Source organism: Streptomyces sp. NPDC087845 (assembly GCF_044742755.1).
Classification (GTDB): Bacteria; Actinomycetota; Actinomycetes; order Streptomycetales; family Streptomycetaceae; genus Streptomyces.
The window spans coordinates 148,843-167,203 of record NZ_JBIUVC010000007.1; the positions used below are offsets into that span (position 1 = coordinate 148,843).

Consider the following 18,361-nt stretch of genomic DNA (forward strand, 5'->3'; position numbering starts at 1 on the left):
CCAGGGGTTCCAGTAGCCTCGCGAGGCCGTGCAGTGCCTCGCTGGGGGGCTGAGCTGGTACTCCAGCAGGACGTCGGCCAGCTCCGTCACCGCCGTCACCTCCCCCGACGCCACCACCGGCACCCCGGTGGGCACCGCCCCCGGCACCGGTTCGCTGACCGTCCCCGCCGGAACGCTCCCCGAGACCGGGCGCTGGTACTTCCGGCTGACGCCGGACAGCGGCTCCCCGCTCGTCGTCGCCGACCGTTCGCTCGGCATCGGGTCGGCCCGCAACTTCCGGGACATCGGCGGCTACCACACCACCGACGGGCACTGGGTGCGCTCCGGTCTGGTCTACCGCTCCAACAAGCTCGACAGCCTCACCGACGCGGAGCAGCAGCGCCTGCTCTCCCAGCACCTCACCCTCGACGTGGATCTGCGCAACGCGATGGAGCGCCACGACGATCCCGACCGGCTGCCCGCCGGTGTGACGTACCAGGTCGCCGATGTGGTGTCGCTCAGCCACGGCATCCGCTTCCACGACCCGGCTCTGACGACTCTGGCCGAGGCCGTCGCGGCCGGGCTGTTCTCCGGCTCGTCCGACCTCGGCCAGTCCATCGGCTACCCGTTCGTGGTCGACTTCGTCGGTGCCGACTACGCCTTCCGCGATCTGGTCACCGCCGTCGCCGCGAACAACTCCGGCGCGACCGTCTTCCACTGCAGCGCGGGCAAGGACCGCACCGGCTGGGGCACGGCCGTCCTGCTCACTCTGCTCGGCGTCCCGCGCCACACCGTCGAGGCGGACTTCCTCGCCGGCAACGAGTACACCGGCAACCCGAAGGCCGTCGGACTGAGCTGGCTGCGCGCGGCGTTCACCGAGGTGGACCATCTGTACGGCGACTTCGACACCTACGTACGCGCGGGCCCGAAGCTCGACGACGCGACGGTGGCCGCGCTGCGGGCCAAGATGCTCAACGACTGACCGGCCGTCACCCTCCGGCGCACCGGCGGTCCGTCGGCGCCGAAGGCGTGCGGCCGGACCGTCAGTACGCCGGGTAGCGCTCGGCCGGCCACGCGACCGCGTGCTCGAACTCCACGCACAGGTCGTCGGCCAGCTCGGTGATCACCGCTCGCCCCTCGGTCGCCACCAGCCAGGACGGCGGAAGGTGTACGTCCCCGTGGCGGGCGCCGAGCAGATTGCCGCAGACCGCGCCGGTGGAGTCGCTGTCCCCCGAGTGGTTGACCGAGAGCAGCAGCGACCGGGCCACCTGGTCGGCGTCCGGCAGCACCAGGGCGCAGTACACGGCGATGGCGAGGGCCTCCTCGGCGACCCAGCCCGCGCCCAGCGTCTCCACCTTCTCGGCGGTCGGTTCGCCCCCGGCGGCGAGGTCGACGGCCGCGCGCAGGGCCGCCGTCGTCTCCTCGTGCCCCGGGTGGCGGCGCAGCAGCTCCATGGCGCGCAGCACCGCGCCCGCCATGGAGTCGCCCTCCAGGAGATGGGCGACGATCGCGGCCAACGTCCCGGCGGCGTACGCACCGGTCGGATGGCCGTGGGTGATCTGCGCGCACCAGTGGGCGAGCCGGAAGCCCTCCTCGGCGCTCTGCCCCGCCAGTCCGAAGGGGGCGGACCGCATCACCGTGCCGCACCCCTTGGACCCGGTGTTGACCGGGCCGGGGTCGCCGAGCCGCTCCGACGGTTCGGGGACATGGCCGGTCGCGAGCCCCGTCAGGCAGGCGTTGCCGGGGGCCCGGCGCGCGTAGAGCCAGGGCTGCTGCCGGAGCCAGCCGGTCCGCACCGGGTTGTCGCCGCCGCGGGCCGGCGGAGCGGGGTGGTTCTGGGTGTCCAGCCAGCGCAGGTACGCATTCCGCACGATCCCGGTCTCGGCGCCGCCGATCCCCTTCGACATCGCCCGGGAGTGGGCCCTGATCAGCGCCTCGGTCGTGAACAGGGTCATCTGCGTATCGTCGGTGACCCGTCCGACGACCCCCTCCTCGTCCGCGAGGAGGCCCTGTACACCGTGTTCACCGTGCGCGCGGCGGATCCCGGCGAGCGAGAGGAACTCCACCGGATTTCCCAGGGCGTCCCCGATGGCCCCGCCCAGCAGACAGCCCCGGACCCTGGCCCTGCGGCCGGTACGGTCCCCCCACGATGTGCCGTTCACGCACGATCCCCTCGATCTGATGTCGACATGTCCCCAAAACGGTGTCGCGGGTCCATCCTGGTAGGAGAGGCGATTGCCATGCGTACCGGTAATGAACCGACGACTGCCCGCAGTCCTCTGCGGCTGCGGCTCTGTCTGAGTCTATGGGGACTGGCCTGGGCCGTCTTCGGCCTGGCGGCCTTCACGCTGACCGACCGCCCGGGATGGGCCGCAGCCTGCGGCGTGCTGCTCGTGCTGGTCCTTGTGGACATCGCGGTGATCGTCCACCACATCCACCAGGGCCCGCACTACCAGCCGGGCCGCAATATCCCGCCGTACGAACCCGACCACGGCGGGCGCGGCAAGTACGGGCACTGACCAGGACGCGATGCCCGCCGGGCGGTCGTGCCGCCCGGCGGTGCCGTGTCAGTCCTCCGTGCGGAAACGGGCCGCCTTCAGGTACTCCGGGTTCGGATCGAGGGCCGCGGCCAGCCGGAAGTGACGGGCGGCCCGGTCGGAGCGGCCGGAGCGCTCAAAGGTGCGGGCGAGCGCGAAATGCGCGAAGGCGTTGTCCGGTTCGCGCTCCAGGACGAGTTCGAATTCGAGTTCCGCGGGACGCAGTTGGGCGGCGGCGAAGAAGGCACGGGCCCGCAGCAGGCGGGCGGCCGTGTTCTCCGGATGGGCCGCGATCACCGAGTCCAGGAGCTTCACCGCGCCCCGGGGGTCGCGCGCCGCCAGCAGGTGCTCGGCCGCGCGGAAGTCGATGACGTCGGTTTCCGGGGTCCTCTCGGGCACGATGGCATCCTTCCCTTCACTACCGGGTTCTCAACACCCGGTCGGGGCACGGTATTCCGCTACGGGAGTCAGCCGGCCGCCGCCCGCTTCGTCAGCTCCGACCAGACCTTGCGGACCTGCGGCTCCAGTTCCTCCAGCGGTCCGTCGTTGTCGACGATCAGATCGGCGACGGCCCTCCGCTGCTCCCGAGTGGCCTGCGCGGCCATCCGGGCGCGGGCCTCGGGCTCGGTCATGCCGCGGAGCCGTACGAGCCGGTCGAGCTGGGTCTGCGGACCGGCGTCCACGACGACGACGATGTCGTAGAGGGGGGCGAGCCCGTTCTCGGTGAGGAGGGGGACGTCGTGGACGACGACCGAATCGGGACCCGCGGCCCGCTCCAGCTCGGCGGAGCGGGCGCCGACCAGCGGGTGGACGATCGCGTTGAGGACGGCGAGCCGGTCGGCGTCGGAGAAGACGATCGAACCGAGCTTGGGCCGGTCGAGAGTGCCGTCGGCGGTGAGGATGCCGGCGCCGAACGCGTCGACGACGGCCGCGAGCCCGGGTGTCCCCGGCTCGACGACCTCACGGGCGATCCGGTCCGCATCGATCAAGACGGCTCCGTATCCGACGAGCAGCCGTGACACTTCACTCTTGCCGGCGCCGATCCCACCGGTCAGGCCCACTTTCAGCATGCCGGGCAGCCTAGTACGCCGGACGGCCGGTGGGACCGGTCAGATGTCCCCCTCGCGCTCCGCGAGGAACCGCTCGAATTCGAGACCGATCTCGTCGGCCGACGGCAGGTCGACCGGCTCGGCGACCAGATTGCCCCGGGTCTCGGAGCCCGCGACCGCGTCGTACTGGTGCTCAAGGCCCTCGACGAGCGAGACGAGCTCCTCGTCGCCCTGGTCGATCTGCCGGTCGATCTCGGTCTGGGTGCGGTGGGCCTCCGTACGCAGCGCGTGGGCGACGGCCGGCAGGACCAGGCCGGTCGCGGCCGTGATCGACTCCAGGGCGGTGAGCGCCGCGTCCGGGTAGGCGGAGCGGGCGACGTAGTGCGGCACATGGGCGGCGACACCGAGGACGTCGTGTCCGGCCTCCATGAGCCGGTACTCCACCAGGGCCTCGGCGGAGCCGGGCACCTGCGCCTCCTCGAACGGGCTCCGGTGGCCGGGCATGAGGTCCGTGCGGTTGCCGTGCGGGGTGACGCCGACGGGGCGGGTGTGCGGGACGCCCATCGGGATGCCGTGGAAGTTCACCGCGAGGCGGACGCCGAGGCGCTCGACGATCTGCTCGACGGCGGCGGCGAAGCGCTCCCACTCCACGTCCGGCTCGGGCCCGGAGAGCAGCAGGAAGGGCGCCCCGGTGGCGTCCTGGACGACCCGTACGTCGATCGTCGGCGTCTCGTAGTCCGCCCAGCGGTCGCGTCGGAAGGTCAGCAGCGGGCGCCGTGCGCGGTAGTCGACGAGCCGGTCGTGGTCGAAGCTGGCGACGACCTGGTGCGGCAGCGTTTCGAGCAGGCCGTCGACGATCTGCTCCCCGGTCTCGCCCGCGTCGATGTATCCGTCGAAGTGGTAGAGCATGACCAGGCCGGCCGACTCCTGGGCGAGCGCCATGTCGACGACGGCCAGTCCCTTCGGCTCCCATTCGTACAAACTCTGCGGATCAGGCACGGTTACCGCTCCTCCTCGTGTTCCCTGAGAAGAACGCCCGCCGGGGCACGGGCATTCCCGGACCGTGCCCGTTCACCGGGCGTTTCATGCCGGAAGCCGTGCGGGAACGCGGGCGCGCGAGGTTCATGTCGGTGAACACCTCGACCGGAACGCCGAGTTCACGGCAGCAGGGGTGCGCCATGCCCCCGTCCCCCACGGACACCGAGATGCGCCGGAATCGTGGCCGGAGCGCGTTACGGGCCGTCAACCGCCTGCGCTGCCCGCAGGTTTCCCCTCCGCTCCGCCCACCGCCCGCGAACAATGGTCCATACCTTGACACCGTCAGACCCCGTCCCTACCGTCACTGGGCAGCACGTTCAGAGACTCGCCCCACATTCATGTACGAGAACCTCTCGAACTCCTTCGACGGGAAGGCACCCCCCATGCGCACCCGCACGCTGCTCCCCGCCCTGCTGGTCGCCGCGCTCGCCACCGGCGGCCCCGCCCTCGCCTCCGCCGCCACCGCGGACGCGGACGCGGACGCGGCGACGGTCATCGACGTGAGCACCGCCGCCCAGCTCAAGTCCGCCCTCACCGCCGCCGCCCCCGGCGACACCATCCGGCTCGCCGACGGCACGTACACCGGCAACTTCAAGGCGACCGTCCCCGGCACCACCTCCGCCCGGATCACCCTCACCGGTTCCGCCCAGGCCGTCCTCACCGCCGGCGGCGGCTACGGGCTGCATCTCAACAGTGCCTCCTACTGGACCGTCAAGGGCATCACCGTGACCGGCGGCCAGAAGGGCATCGTGGCCGACACCGCCACCGGCGTCGTGATCGATTCCGTGACCGTGCACGACCTGGACATGGAGGGCGTCCACTTCCGCAAGTCCAGCAAGGACGGCGTCATCAAGAACTCGCGGATCTACGACACCGGGCGCGACGGCCGCGGCATGGGCGAGGGCGTCTACGTCGGCACCGCGGGCGACCTCTCCGACCGGAGCGACCGGGTCCAGATCCTGAACAACACGATCGGACCGGGGGTGGGCGGCGAGAACGTCGACATCAAGGAAGGCACCACCGGAGCGAAGATCACCGGCAACACCTTCGACGGCAGCGGGCTGACCGGCGCCCACTACGACGACTCCTGGGTCGACGTGAAGGGCAACAACGTCCTGGTCGACGGCAACAAGGGCTCCCGTACGACCAACAACGGCTACGAGACCCACACCCAGCAGAGTGGCTGGGGCTGCGGCACCGTCTTCCGCAACAACACCTCGGACCTGTCCGGCTCCACGGGCGACAAGCGGATCGCGATCAACGTCACCAACTACGGCGCGAGCTGCCCGACCACCGTGTACAGCAGCAACACGGTGACCGGCGGCAAGGGGCTGACCAACATCGGCGTCACGCCGTAGCGGCCCGCGCCCGCGGAAACGAGTGGGGCCCGCCCCCCGAAGGGAGCGGGCCTCACTTTCACCTACTGCGATCGATCACCGACCGGAGGGGCAGAGCGTCAGCTCTGGCCGCCCGCCAGCTTCTCGCGCAGGGCAGCCAGGGCCTCGTCCGACGCCAGGGCGCCGGAGTTGTCCGCGGACTCCGAGGAGTACGAGCCGCCACCGCTGCCGCCGGAGGCAGCCGGGGCGCCACCGGCCGGGGCGGCAGCGCCCTCGGCAGCAGCGGCCTCGTCGGCCTCGCGGGACTTGATGACCTGGGCCTGGTGCTGCTCGAAGCGCTGCTGCGCCTCGGCGTACTGCGTCTCCCACGCCTCGCGCTGGGTCTCGTAGCCCTCGAGCCAGTCGTTGGTCTCGGGGTCGAAGCCCTCGGGGTAGATGTAGTTGCCCTGGTCGTCGTAGGACGCGGCCATGCCGTACAGGGTCGGGTCGAACTCGACCGAGGCCGGGTCGGCACCGAAGGACTCGTTGGCCTGCTTCAGCGAGAGGCTGATGCGGCGACGCTCCAGGTCGATGTCGATGACCTTGACGAAGATCTCGTCGTTGACCTGGACGACCTGCTCCGGGATCTCCACGTGGCGCTCGGCCAGCTCGGAGATGTGGACCAGACCCTCGATGCCCTCGTCGACGCGCACGAACGCACCGAACGGAACGAGCTTGGTGACCTTACCGGGAACGACCTGCCCGATCTGGTGCGTACGGGCGAACTGCTGCCACGGGTCTTCCTGCGTCGCCTTGAGCGACAGCGAGACGCGCTCGCGGTCCATGTCGACGTCGAGGACCTCGACGGTGACTTCCTGGCCGACCTCGACAACCTCGGAGGGGTGGTCGATGTGCTTCCAGGACAGCTCGGAGACGTGCACGAGACCGTCGACGCCGCCGAGGTCCACGAACGCACCGAAGTTGACGATCGAGGAAACGACGCCGGAGCGGACCTGGCCCTTCTGCAGGGTCGTGAGGAAGGTCTGGCGGACCTCGCTCTGGGTCTGCTCCAGCCAGGCACGGCGGGACAGGACCACGTTGTTGCGGTTCTTGTCCAGCTCGATGATCTTGGCCTCGAGCTCCTTGCCCACGTAGGGCTGGAGGTCGCGGACACGGCGCATCTCGACGAGGGAGGCCGGCAGGAAGCCACGGAGGCCGATGTCGAGGATGAGACCACCCTTGACGACCTCGATGACGGTACCGGTGACGATGCCGTCCTCTTCCTTGATCTTCTCGATCGTGCCCCAGGCACGCTCGTACTGAGCGCGCTTCTTGGACAGGATGAGGCGGCCTTCCTTGTCCTCCTTCTGGAGAACCAGGGCCTCGATCTCGTCGCCGACCTTGACGACCTCGTTCGGGTCGACGTCGTGCTTGATCGAAAGCTCGCGGGAGGGGATGACGCCTTCGGTCTTGTAACCGATGTCGAGCAGGACCTCGTCCCGGTCGACCTTCACGATGACGCCGTCGACGATGTCGCCGTCGTTGAAGTACTTGATCGTCTCGTCGATCGCGGCGAGGAAGGCTTCCTCGTTACCGATGTCGTTGACCGCTACCTGCGGGGTGGTGGCGGTGGTCTCGGTGCTGCTCGTCATGTGGGAAAGGGCTCCGGTACGGACAGTGAGTCGTAGGTACTGCTACGCCGGGAGCCCGTATCACCTCTGCCGAAGGCCGGACAGCTCGGGAAGCACCGGACCCGCCGAACGGGAGGCGCCTCGTGAACCGAGGGGACATACAACAGATGCGAGCGCGGCCTGCTATGTCTGAAGCGCGCAGGCTCGCAGCGCAACTTGTAGCATACGGGCGGAGCCGGGCACGGTCAATGCGCGAAGGCGCACACCCGGGGCGCAACGCGTCATATCCGGCACAATTCGTGTTCTCCGAGGCCACATCGGCCCCAGGAGATAATCCATGGGTACGGAGCCGTACGGACAGGTACCCCTGCTTGCGTACCGCGTGCGGCCGGGTGAAGGCAAACTACAACGACGGACACGATGAGCCAAGAGATCTACGCGGCCGACCCCGAGGCGACTCGCCGCAGCGCGTCGGAGGCCGAGAGCAGCCGGGCAAGTCGCGGCTGGTGGGACCGGAACGCCGACGAGTACCAGAGCGACCACGGCGCCTTTCTCGGCGACGACCGCTTCGTCTGGGGCCCGGAGGGGCTGGACGAGGCCGAGGCAGGTCTGCTCGGCCCCACCGCGTCGCTGAACGGCCTGGACGTCCTGGAGATCGGCGCGGGCGCCGCGCAGTGCTCGCGCTGGCTCGCCGCCCAGGGGGCGCGTCCGGTGGCCCTCGATCTCTCGCACCGACAGCTCCAGCACGCGCTGCGGATCGGCGGCGGGGTCCCCCTGGTGGAGGCGGACGCCGGGGTGCTGCCGTTCCGGGACGGCTCCTTCGACCTGGCGTGCTCCGCCTACGGCGCGGTGCCGTTCGTCGCCGACCCCGTGCAGGTGTTCCGCGAGGTGCACCGGGTGCTGCGCCCCGGGGGCCGCTGGGTCTTCTCGGTGACGCACCCGATCCGCTGGGCGTTCCCGGACGAGCCGGGGCCCGAGGGGCTCTCGGTCGCGGCCTCGTACTTCGACCGCACCCCCTACGTCGAGCAGGACGAACGGGGCGACGCGGTCTACGTCGAGCACCACCGGACGCTGGGCGACCGGGTGCGGGACGTGGTGGCCGGCGGATTCCGGCTGGCCGATCTCGTCGAACCGGAGTGGCCCGCCTGGAACGACCAGGAGTGGGGCGGCTGGTCCCCGCTGCGCGGGAACCTGATCCCGGGCACGGCGATCTTCGTCTGCGTACGGGACTGACGCCGGGGAGGGCCCGGGGCGGTCCCGGGGTACGGAGGGCGGGGCGGCCCGTACGAGACTGGGGGCGTGATCCGTACCGACGCCCTGGACCAGTTGCCCGTACGCACCGCTGTGCCCGCTCTGGAGCGGGCGCTCGACGACCGCGGTGCCGCGGTGCTCTGCGCGCCGCCCGGCACCGGCAAGACGACCCTCGTACCGCTGGTCCTGGCCGGTCTGGTCGGGGGCGGCCCGGTGCGCCGGGTGGTGGTCGCCGAGCCGCGGCGGATCGCGGCGCGGGCGGCGGCGCGGCGGATGGCGTGGCTCGTCGGGGAGCGGGCCGGCGGGCGGGTGGGCTTCACGGTCCGCGGGGAGCGGGTGGTGGGGCCCGGCACGGTGGTGGAGGTGGTCACCACCGGGGTGCTGCTCCAGCGGCTGCAGCGCGACCAGGAGCTGGCCGGGGTCGACGCGGTGATCATCGACGAGTGCCACGAGCGGCATCTGGACGCGGACACGGTCGCCGCGTTCCTTCTCGATGTGCGCGAGGCGATCCGGCCCGATCTGCGGCTGGTGGCCGCGTCCGCGACGACCGACGCGGAGGGCTGGGCGCGGCTGCTGGGCGACGCCCCGGTGGTGGAGGCGCGGGGTGTCTCGCATCCGGTGGAGGTGGTCTGGGCGCCGCCCGCCGGTCCGGTGCGGCCGCCGCACGGGATGAGGGTCGATCCGGCGCTGCTGTCGCATGTCGCCTCGACGGTGCGCCGCGCGCTCGCGGAACGGGACGGCGACGTGCTGTGCTTCCTTCCCGGCGTCGGCGAGATCGGGCGGGTGGCGGGGCAGCTGGCGGGGGTGGCCGCCGAGGTGCTCCAGGTGCACGGGCGGGCTCCGGCGGCGGTGCAGGACGCGGTGCTGGCCGGGTCGTCCGAGGGGCGGCGGGTGGTGCTGGCGACCTCGGTGGCGGAGTCTTCCCTGACGGTGCCCGGGGTGCGTGTCGTGGTCGACTCGGGCCTGGCCAGGGAGCCGCGTACCGATCACGCGCGGGGGCTGAGCGCGCTGACGACCGTACGGGCGTCGCAGGCCGCGGGGAGGCAGCGCGCGGGCCGGGCCGGGCGGGAGGCTCCGGGAACGGTGTACCGGTGCTGGGAGCAGGCGGAGGACGGGCGGCTCGCGCGGTTCCCGTCCCCGGAGATCAAGGTCGCCGATCTGACGGCGTTCGCGTTGCAGGCGGCCTGCTGGGGCGATCCGGACGCGTCGGGGCTGGCGCTGCTCGATCCGCCGCCCGCGGGTGCGATGGGCGCGGCGCGCGAGGTGCTGACGGCGGTCGGCGCGGTGGACGCGCAGGGACGGGTCACCGAGCGGGGTGTACGGATGTCCCGGCTGGGCCTGCATCCGCGGCTGGCGCGCGCCCTGCTGGACGGCGCCGCCGAGGTGGGCGGGCGGCGGGCGGCCGAGGTGGTGGCGCTGCTGAGCGAGGAGCCGCCGCGGGAGTACGGCGACGATCTCGCGGTGGCGCTGCGTACCGCCCGGCGGGGCGGGGACGGGTACGCGGCGCGGTGGCGGCAGGAGGTCCGGCGGCTGTCCTCGTCGGTAGGGGGTGGGGACGGAGGTTCCGGTCCGGACGACGGGGCCGTCGGGCTGGTGGCCGCGCTGGCGTTCCCCGAGCGGGTGGCGCGGGCCCGGGGCGAGGGTGCGTTCCTGATGGTGTCGGGTACGGGTGCGCAGCTGCGGGACGGGTCGGGGCTGCGCAATGCGCCGTGGCTGGCGGTCGCGGTCGCCGACCGGCCCGCCCATGCCGCGTCCGCGCGGGTGCGGCTCGCCGCCGTCGTCGACGAGGACACGGCGCGGACGGCCGCCGGGCATCTGCGCTTCGCGGGCGAGGAGGTCCGTTGGGCCGACGGCGACGTGGTGGCCCGTCGGGTGGAGCGGCTGGGCGCCGTCGAGCTGTCGGTGCGCCCCCTGAGGGAGCCGGCGCCCGAGCTGGTGCGCGGGGCGCTCGTCGAGGGGCTGCGGCGCGAGGGGCTCGGGCTGCTGCGCTGGACGCGGGACACCGGGCAGCTGCGGGAGCGGCTCGCCTTTCTGCACCGGGAGCTGGGGGCGCCCTGGCCGGATGTGTCGGACGGTGCGCTGCTGGACCGTACCGGGCAGTGGCTGGAGCCCGAGTTGTCACGGGCCCGGCGGCGCTCCGATCTCGCGCGGATCGACGCGGGGCAGGCGTTGCGGCGGCTGCTGCCGTGGGCGACCGGTGAGGCGGCGCGACTGGACGAGCTGGCACCGGAGCGGATCGAGGTGCCGAGCGGCTCCCGTATCAGGGTGGAGTACGGCGGGGCGCAGCCCGTGCTCGCGGTGAAGCTCCAGGAGCTGTTCGGCCTGCGGGAGACCCCGCGGGTGGCCGGGGTGCCGGTCCTGGTCCATCTCCTCTCCCCCGCCGGCCGCCCCGCGGCGGTCACCGCGGATCTGGCGTCGTTCTGGCGGGACGGCTACCGGGCCGTACGGGCGGAGCTGCGCGGCCGCTATCCGAAGCATCCGTGGCCGGAGGACCCCACGACGGTGGAGGCGACCCGGTTCGCGAAGAGGGCCCGGCGGTAGGCACCCCGGCCCCGCGACGCCGCGAAGCCTGCCGCCGGGCCCTCTGGGGCCCGGCTCAGGCGGGAGCAGGTTCCGGGGCGGGCGCGGGTGCTCCGCCGGGCAGCCGTCCGTCCGGACGCCGGGAGCGGGCCTCCAGCCACAGGGCGAGCGCGAGCAGTCCGGCGCCGAGGACCAGGAAGCCCCAGGGCAGGTACGAGGTGAGCAGCAGGACCAGCAGGCGCTGGGACTTGACCAGGGCGACGATCGAATCGACGTAGTCCGCGCGCATCTTGACGTGCCCGGCGAACACGGTGACGGTGTCCTGGGGCAGGCCCATCGCCTTGGCGTTGCGCAGCTCCTCCTTGTGGATCTCCTCGCCGTTGACGGGCGCTCCGGTGACCGGGTCCACCCAGAACATCCGCTTGGTGGTGTACCAGCGGGTCATGCCCGTCTTCGCGATCTGTTCCGGGGTGACGCCCTTGATGGGCATCTTCTTCGGCATCGGGACCTTGGTCCACGGGATGGTCTGCTCGAAGTAGTAGACGTCCATGCCGTGGAAGGTGCGGGTGCCCCGGTAGTGGATGGGCGAACTGGTGCGGGCCTGGGCGTCGAAGTACTCGTAGTCGCGTTTCTGGGTGAGGAAGGGCCACTTGAACTCGATGCCCTCGCGCCTGACCGGGTCGCCGTCGACCGATTCCCCGGTGGCGTGGACGGGGGCCTGGCTGTGGGCGTCGAAGATGTAGCGCTCGGGGATCTCGGAGACCATCTTGCCGTCCGGACCGACGACGTAGCTGAGGGCGTCCCAGACGACGACGTCGCGGCCGGCGCTGCGCTCGATCTTCTCGGACTCCTCCACGTTGCCTTTGAGGGTCTGCACGATGGTGACCTTGGGGACCCGCTTCACCTTCATGTTGTCGTTGTAGTCGAGGAGGGTGGCGGGCTTCGCCTCCAGCACCGTCTCCTGGTACTGACTGGGCGGGATCTTCGCCAGCCTCGGGAAGGCGTACCAGCGCAGCAGGGGCGACATGGCGGCGAAGAAGACGGCGAAGGCCAGGAGTACGAGGCTGGCTCGGCGGCGCATGGTGGTGCCCTCCCTCAGCTTCTGTTGCTTCTTGCGGCTACTGGTTCTTGGGGCCCGGGACGGTGGTCAGCAGAGGTTTGGGCGAGGTCTCTCCGGGCGGGGCGCCGATCGCGCTGATGGTGAAGACGAGCGCGAGGGCTGCGGCCAGCCCGATGGCGGCGGCGACGAGGGCACGCATGCCGGTCCTCCCGTAGAGCACAGATCTGATGGGTCGTCAGGGTTGGGGCACCGTAGCAACGCGGGCGCGAGATGAGAACACCGGGCGCGGGACGAGAAGACGCGCGACAGCCCCTCTGCCGGGTGGTGGCGGAGGGGCTGTCGCGAGGTGCGGCCGGGCGGATCAGGCGGCGGGGGCCTCCGGGGCCTCGATCGTGAGCTCGATGACGACGGTGGCGCCGCCTTCGGTGGTGAGGCGCAGCTTGTAGGTGCCCGTGGTGTCGTCGGCGTAGATCTTCGGGAGCTTCAGGATGCCGTCGGCGTCGGTCTTGAGGTCCGTGAGGGTACGGACCGTCTTGCCGTGCGCGTCCTTGAAGTACGGGCCCTTGTCGTTCTCGGCCGGCTCGGCGGCTTCGGCTTCGGTGCCGGGGGCGGCGTCGGTGTCGGTGTCGGTGTCGGTGATCATGGTGGCGGTGACGGCGACACCGGCGGCGACGGCGCCCTTGTAGGTCGCCTTGACCTCGGCGGCGTCGGCGAACTCGGCGCCGGGCGCGGCGGTCAGGGCCTTGTCGTCGGTCCTGGCGATCGCGTCGGCCTGCCGGGCGGTGACGGTCGCGCCGTAGGTGACGGCGGGCAGCGAGCGGCCGGTGGCGGCGGCCCGCACCGTGAACCTGCCCGCCTTCTCGCCCGCCTTCAGCACCGGGGCGGTGACCGTACCGTCGGCTCCGGTGAAGAGGGTGACCGCCTTCTTCCCGCCGTTGAAGGCCGCGTCCGTGTCACCGGAGACGGTGAAGGTCACGGACACCTTGGCGAGCGGGCCGCCGAGGCTGTTCTCGGCCCGTACCTTGATCCGCTCGGCGAACGCGGTGCCCGCGGTGGCGGTCAGCGTGCCGGTGCCGGCGTTCTCCACTCCCGCGAGGGTCTGGGACGGCGTGGGGGTGGGGGTGGGCTTCGGGCTGGTCGTGCCGCCGCCCGGCTTCGAGGGCTCCGGAGTGGGCTTAGGCCTGGGCTCGGTGGATCCGGACGGCGAAGGGGTGGTGTTCGGGCTGCTGGGGCCCGGGTCCGTGCCGCCGCCGAGGCCGGGCGGGTTCGCGCCGGTGCCGTCGGGGATCTCGTGGGTGCCGCGCTTGTAGTAGTCGAACCAGGAGCGGACCGTACGGAGGTAGGCGTCCGAGTGGTTGTAGCTCAGGACCGCCCGGTCGAGGTCCGCGGCGAGGGACAGATCGCGGGATCCGGCGCAGAGGTAGCGTCCGGCGGCGAGCGCCGCGTCGTAGATGTTGTTGGGGTCCTTGCGGCCGTCGCCGTTGCCGTCCTGGCCCCAGGTGGCCCAGGTGGACGGGATGAACTGCATCGGGCCGACGGCACGGTCGTGCGTCGCGTCCCCGTCGTACGCCCCGTTGTCGGTGTCCTTGATCATGGCGAAGCCCCGGCCGTCGAGGACCGGGCCGAGGATCGGGGAGAACGTGGTGCCGTTCGCGTCGACCCGGCCGCCGCGGGCCTGGCCGGACTCGACCTTGCCGATCGCGGCGAGCAGCTGCCACGGCAGCCGGCAGGCGGCGTCGCTGTCGGCGACGGTCTGCTCGGCCTTCTTGTACGCGGCCAGGATCGAAGCCGGAATGCCGGATTCCGCGCTGCCGGTGGCGGGCAGGTTCGTGGTGGTTCCCGGCTTGTTGGGCGTGTTCAGCGGGGGCAGGTCCGTGTAGTACGGGGAGTTGCCGGTGGCCGCGCCGCTGTCGGGCGGAGGGGTCGTTCCGGCGGACTGCTGGTCGCCGCTGTCGCCGACCAGCGGTGTACCGGGGGCTCCCGAGGCGGAGAGCGCCGCCACGGCGACGGCAGCCACAGCGGTGGTGGTCGCCCCCTTGCGAAGTCGGCGACCGAACTGCGCTGCCATACCTCTGGCCTCCCCTTCGATGACGGTCCGCGCTCCCCAGCGCCTGGACTCAGGCGACCCTACGGCAACTCGTGCCGCCGGAACACCGTGCACTGACCGGTTCTCACCTGTTTTTCACGTTCTCGACAGCAAGTTGTACAGCGGCTGTCCGGCGAGCGACAGCGGCTCGCCCATACTTGCCGCCATGCCGTTCACACTCAGTCATGCCGCCGCCGTGCTGCCGGGGATACGGCGGAACGGAACGGCGCGCGGCCCGCTCCTCGCCTCCGCCCTCGTCGCGGGCTCGTTCGCCCCCGACATGACGTACTACGCGGACACCGCGATCCCGGGCGCCATGGAGTTCGGGCAGGTCACCCACTCGGTGGGGGGCGTGTTCACGGTCGACGTGCTGATCACCGGGGCCCTGGTGGCACTGTGGCTGCTGCTGCGCGAACCGCTGGTGGCGCTGTTGCCGAGGGCCTGGCAGGGACGGGTGCACGCGTTCGTCCGAGGGCAGCTCCACGCGTCCGGCCCGGAGGCGTGGAGGGTCCGGGACGGTGGGTGGTTCGTACTGTCGGCGGTCATCGGGGCCGCCACCCATGTCGTCTGGGACGCCTTCACCCACCACGACCGGTGGGGCGTGCGACTGGTGCCGGTGCTGGACGGGAGCGTCGGCGGGTATCCCGTGTTCCAGTTGGTGCAGTACGGCAGTTCGGCGGTGGCCCTGGCCCTGCTCACCTGGTTCACGGCATCGGGGCTGCGGCGGACGGGGGCGCGCCCGGCCCCGCCGTCCGTGCCGGTGCTGGGCCGTCGGGGACGGTGGGCGGCGGGGGCGCTGCTGAGCGTCTGCGTCCTGCTCGGCATCATCCACCGGTGCGCACGCTGGTACGCGTACTTCGGGCACATCGACACCCCGCTGGACATCATCCCGACCGCCTGCTTCGGTGCCGGGGCGGGGCTGGCGGTGGGCCTGGTGCTGTACGGGGCGTGGATGCGGCTGCGGCGGCCGCGCCCTTCCGTGCGCGCGGCCGCCGGACGGGCCTAGGGGTGCCCGGTACGGACCTCTAGGCCCGTCTGCCTGATACGGCCCCCGGGCCCGTTCGTCCGGTACGGACCCCGGGCCCGCCCGACGCCGACGTGTCGGTGCACCGCGTCAGTGCGCCGCGGACTCCCAGTCCGTGCCGACACCGACCGAGACGTCCAGCGGGGCACGCAACTGCACGGCCGTGGACATCTCGTGGCGGAGGATCTCCTCCACCTGCGCGCGCTCGCCCTCGGCGATCTCCAGCACGATTTCGTCGTGGACCTGGAGCAGCATCCGGGACTTCAGCTTCGCCTCGGTCAACGCCCGGTCGACATGGAGCATGGCGACCTTGACGATGTCCGCCGCCGTGCCCTGGATCGGTGCGTTGAGCGCCATCCGCTCGGCCATCTCGCGGCGCTGGCGGTTGTCGCTGTTGAGGTCGGGGAGGTAGCGGCGGCGGCCGAAGACCGTCTCCGTGTAACCGGTGGCCCTGGCTTCCTCCACCACGCGGTGCAGGTAGTCGCGCACTCCGCCGAACCGCTCGAAGTAGGTGTCCATCAGGCCGCGTGCCTCACCCGCCTCGATGTTCAGCTGCTGGGAGAGGCCGAACGCGGAGAGCCCGTACGCGAGTCCGTAGCTCATGGCCTTGATCTTGCGGCGCATCTCCGGGTCGACGGCAGACTTGCCGACGCCGAAGACCTGCGAGGCGACCGTGGTGTGCAGGTCCTCCCCGGAGGTGAACGCCTCGATGAGGCCGGCGTCCTCGGAGAGGTGGGCCATCACCCGCAGTTCGATCTGGCTGTAGTCGGCCGTCATCAGCGTCTCGAAACCCTCACCGACGACGAAGCCCCGGCGGATGGCCCGGCCCTCGTCCGTGCGGACCGGGATGTTCTGCAGATTGGGGTCGGTGGAGGAGAGCCGGCCGGTCGCCGCCACCGTCTGGTTGAACGTGGTGTGGATACGTCCGTCGGCCGCGACCGTCTTGATCAGGCCCTCGACCGTGACCCGCAGCTTCGCCTGTTCGCGGTGGCGCAGCATGATGACCGGCAGCTCGTGCTCGGTCTGCGCGGCGAGCCAGGCCAGGGCGTCGGCGTCCGTCGTGTATCCGGTCTTCGTCTTCTTCGTCTTGGGCAGGCCCAGCTCGCCGAAGAGGACTTCCTGGAGCTGCTTGGGCGAACCGAGGTTGAACTCGTGGCCGACCGCGGCGTGGGCCTCCTTCACCGCCTGCTGCACCGCACCGGCGAACTGCTGCTCCATGCCTTCCAGATGGGCCCGGTCCGCGGCGATGCCGTGCCGCTCCAGACGGGCCAGCAGCGCGGACGTCGGCAGCTCCATGTCGTGCAGCAGCCCGGCCGCGCCGACCTCCGCCAGCCTGGTGGTGAACGCGTCACCCAGATCCAGGACCGCGCGGGCCTGTGCCATCAGGGCGTCGGCCTCGGCCCGGTCGTCCGCGCCGAAGGCCAGCTGCCCGTCCGACGCCGCCGCGGGGGCCAGTTCCCGGCCCAGGTACTCCACCGCCAGCGCGTCCAGCGCGAAGGAACGGCGGCCCGGCTTGACCAGATAGGCGGCCAGCGCGGTGTCCATCGTGACGCCGTCGACCTGCCAGCCGTGCTCCGGGAAGACCCGCATGGCGCTCTTCGCGTTGTGCATGACCTTCGGCCGCCGCGCGTCGGCGATCCAGGCGGCGAACGCCTGCTCGTCGCCCTCGTCGAGTTCCGCGGGGTCGAACCAGGCCGCCGCCCCGCCGGCCGCGGCGAGCGCGACCTCGGTGACCGTGCCCGCGCCGAGAGACCAGGTGTCGACGGTGGCGACCCCGAGCGGCTGCCCGCCGTGCTCGGCGAGCCAGGGCGCCAGCTCGCCCGCCTCCAGCACCGCGCCGTCCAGTTCGACGCCCGCGGCGGGCGCCGGGGCCTCCTCCTCGGCCGCGCCCGGGTCGACGGCCAGCAGCCGCTCGCGCAGGCTCGGGTTGCGGATCTCCAGGACGTCCAGCACGCCCGTCACCGCGGTGCGGTCGTACGGCGCGCGCTCCAGCTCCTGCGGGGTCTTCGGCAGCTCCACGTCGCGGACCATCTCGGTCAGCCTGCGGTTCAGCCGCACCGCGTCCAGGTGGTCCCGGAAATTCTGCCCGGCCTTGCCCTTGACCTCCTCGGCGCGCTCCACCAGCTCGTCGAACGAACCGAACTGGTTGATCCACTTCGCGGCGGTCTTCTCGCCGACGCCGGGAATGCCCGGAAGGTTGTCCGACGGGTCACCGCGCAGCGCCGCGAAGTCCGGGTACTGCCGCGGCGTGAGCCCGTACTTCTCCTCGACCTTCGCCGGGGTGAAGCGCGTCAGCTCCGAGACGCCCTTCGTCGGATACAGCACGGTGACGTCGTCCGTGATCAGCTGGAACGAATCCCGGTCACCGGTGACGATCAGCACCTCGAAACCGGCCGCCTCGGCCTGCGTGGCCAGCGTGGCGATGACATCGTCCGCCTCGAAACCGTCGATCGCGAAACGGTCGGCGTGCATCGCGTCGAGCAGCTCGCCGATCAGCTCCACCTGGCCCCGGAACTCGTCCGGGGTCTTCGACCGGTTCGCCTTGTACTCGGGGAACTCCTCCGACCGCCAGGTCTTGCGCGAGACGTCGAACGCCACCGCGAAATGCGTCGGCGCCTCGTCACGCAGTGTGTTCGCCAGCATCGAGGCGAAGCCGTACACCGCGTTCGTCGGCTGGCCCGACCCTGTCGTGAAATTCTCCGCAGGCAGCGCAAAGAACGCCCGGTACGCCAGGGAGTGCCCGTCCATCAGGAGCAGGCGCGGTCGGTTGTCTGCCGTCTTCTTCGATGCCGTCTCAGCCACGCCCCCGATCCTGCCACGGACCACTGACAATCCCGACCGCGCACGGCTCCCGGGACGCTCTGCCGGTA

At 71.7% G+C, this 18,361-nt stretch carries 15 protein-coding genes; 6 read left to right on the forward strand and 9 right to left on the reverse strand.

Annotated elements, in window-relative coordinates:
- Positions 1–28: 28 nt before the first annotated feature.
- Positions 29–961, forward strand: coding sequence for a tyrosine-protein phosphatase (locus ACIOMQ_RS19690; RefSeq protein WP_401940797.1), 933 nt, complete (start codon positions 29–31; stop codon positions 959–961).
- A 61-nt stretch (positions 962–1,022) separates the two neighbouring features.
- Here ACIOMQ_RS19690 and ACIOMQ_RS19695 read toward each other — a convergent pair whose 3' ends face one another.
- Positions 1,023–2,141 carry an ADP-ribosylglycohydrolase family protein gene (locus ACIOMQ_RS19695; protein WP_362206717.1) on the reverse strand — a complete coding sequence of 373 codons (1,119 nt, stop codon included), beginning with the start codon at positions 2,139–2,141 and terminating at the stop codon, positions 1,023–1,025.
- A 78-nt stretch (positions 2,142–2,219) separates the two neighbouring features.
- On the opposite strand from ACIOMQ_RS19695, the gene ACIOMQ_RS19700 reads away from it, so the two are divergent.
- Positions 2,220–2,498 (forward strand): DUF6343 family protein, encoded by a 279-nt coding sequence (locus ACIOMQ_RS19700; RefSeq protein WP_401264561.1) that lies wholly within the window; start codon positions 2,220–2,222, stop codon positions 2,496–2,498.
- A 48-nt stretch (positions 2,499–2,546) separates the two neighbouring features.
- Here the strand turns inward: ACIOMQ_RS19700 and ACIOMQ_RS19705 are convergent, their stop codons facing one another.
- The 3 genes from ACIOMQ_RS19705 to ACIOMQ_RS19715 form a co-directional block, all read right to left on the reverse strand.
- A complete protein-coding gene (locus ACIOMQ_RS19705) occupies positions 2,547–2,915 on the reverse strand; it encodes a tetratricopeptide repeat protein (RefSeq protein ID WP_351081567.1) in 369 nt (122 codons plus the stop codon).
- A gap of 68 nt (positions 2,916–2,983) precedes the next feature.
- Positions 2,984–3,586: a dephospho-CoA kinase gene (gene coaE / locus ACIOMQ_RS19710; RefSeq protein WP_362206715.1), complete on the reverse strand. Its 603-nt coding sequence runs from the start codon at positions 3,584–3,586 to the stop codon at positions 2,984–2,986.
- Positions 3,587–3,625: 39 nt separating this feature from the next.
- On the reverse strand, positions 3,626–4,564 hold the full coding sequence (locus ACIOMQ_RS19715; RefSeq protein WP_362206714.1) for a PAC2 family protein: 939 nt from the start codon (positions 4,562–4,564) through the stop codon (positions 3,626–3,628).
- A 422-nt stretch (positions 4,565–4,986) separates the two neighbouring features.
- Between ACIOMQ_RS19715 and ACIOMQ_RS19720 the strand changes: the two genes are divergently transcribed.
- On the forward strand, positions 4,987–5,961 hold the full coding sequence (locus ACIOMQ_RS19720; RefSeq protein ID WP_401940817.1) for a right-handed parallel beta-helix repeat-containing protein: 975 nt from the start codon (positions 4,987–4,989) through the stop codon (positions 5,959–5,961).
- 98 nt (positions 5,962–6,059) lie between these two features.
- Here the strand turns inward: ACIOMQ_RS19720 and rpsA are convergent, their stop codons facing one another.
- Positions 6,060–7,571, reverse strand: a complete 1,512-nt coding sequence (gene rpsA / locus ACIOMQ_RS19725) for a 30S ribosomal protein S1 (RefSeq protein ID WP_072483117.1) — start codon at positions 7,569–7,571, stop codon at positions 6,060–6,062.
- A gap of 399 nt (positions 7,572–7,970) precedes the next feature.
- Here rpsA and ACIOMQ_RS19730 point away from each other — a divergent pair, with 399 nt between their 5' ends.
- Entirely contained in the window at positions 7,971–8,783 is an 813-nt protein-coding gene (locus ACIOMQ_RS19730; protein WP_362206713.1) for a class I SAM-dependent methyltransferase, read from the forward strand.
- 66 nt (positions 8,784–8,849) lie between these two features.
- Positions 8,850–11,342: an ATP-dependent helicase HrpB gene (gene hrpB, locus ACIOMQ_RS19735; protein WP_402189671.1), complete on the forward strand. Its 2,493-nt coding sequence runs from the start codon at positions 8,850–8,852 to the stop codon at positions 11,340–11,342.
- A 55-nt stretch (positions 11,343–11,397) separates the two neighbouring features.
- Here hrpB and ACIOMQ_RS19740 read toward each other — a convergent pair whose 3' ends face one another.
- The 3 genes from ACIOMQ_RS19740 to ACIOMQ_RS19750 form a co-directional block, all read right to left on the reverse strand.
- The gene (locus tag ACIOMQ_RS19740; RefSeq protein ID WP_362206711.1) at positions 11,398–12,402 is read right to left on the reverse strand and encodes a DUF3068 domain-containing protein; all 1,005 of its coding nucleotides are present in this window, start codon (positions 12,400–12,402) and stop codon (positions 11,398–11,400) included.
- Between the two features lie 37 nt (positions 12,403–12,439).
- Positions 12,440–12,580, reverse strand: a complete 141-nt coding sequence (locus tag ACIOMQ_RS19745; protein ID WP_266745573.1) for an SPW_0924 family protein — start codon at positions 12,578–12,580, stop codon at positions 12,440–12,442.
- A gap of 162 nt (positions 12,581–12,742) precedes the next feature.
- Entirely contained in the window at positions 12,743–14,449 is a 1,707-nt protein-coding gene (locus ACIOMQ_RS19750) for a lytic transglycosylase domain-containing protein (protein WP_401940789.1), read from the reverse strand.
- A 184-nt stretch (positions 14,450–14,633) separates the two neighbouring features.
- On the opposite strand from ACIOMQ_RS19750, the gene ACIOMQ_RS19755 reads away from it, so the two are divergent.
- Positions 14,634–15,473 carry a DUF4184 family protein gene (locus ACIOMQ_RS19755; RefSeq protein ID WP_401940787.1) on the forward strand — a complete coding sequence of 280 codons (840 nt, stop codon included), beginning with the start codon at positions 14,634–14,636 and terminating at the stop codon, positions 15,471–15,473.
- A 108-nt stretch (positions 15,474–15,581) separates the two neighbouring features.
- On the opposite strand, the gene polA is transcribed toward ACIOMQ_RS19755, so the two are convergent.
- Positions 15,582–18,293: a DNA polymerase I gene (gene polA / locus ACIOMQ_RS19760; RefSeq protein WP_362206708.1), complete on the reverse strand. Its 2,712-nt coding sequence runs from the start codon at positions 18,291–18,293 to the stop codon at positions 15,582–15,584.
- Positions 18,294–18,361: the final 68 nt, after the last annotated feature.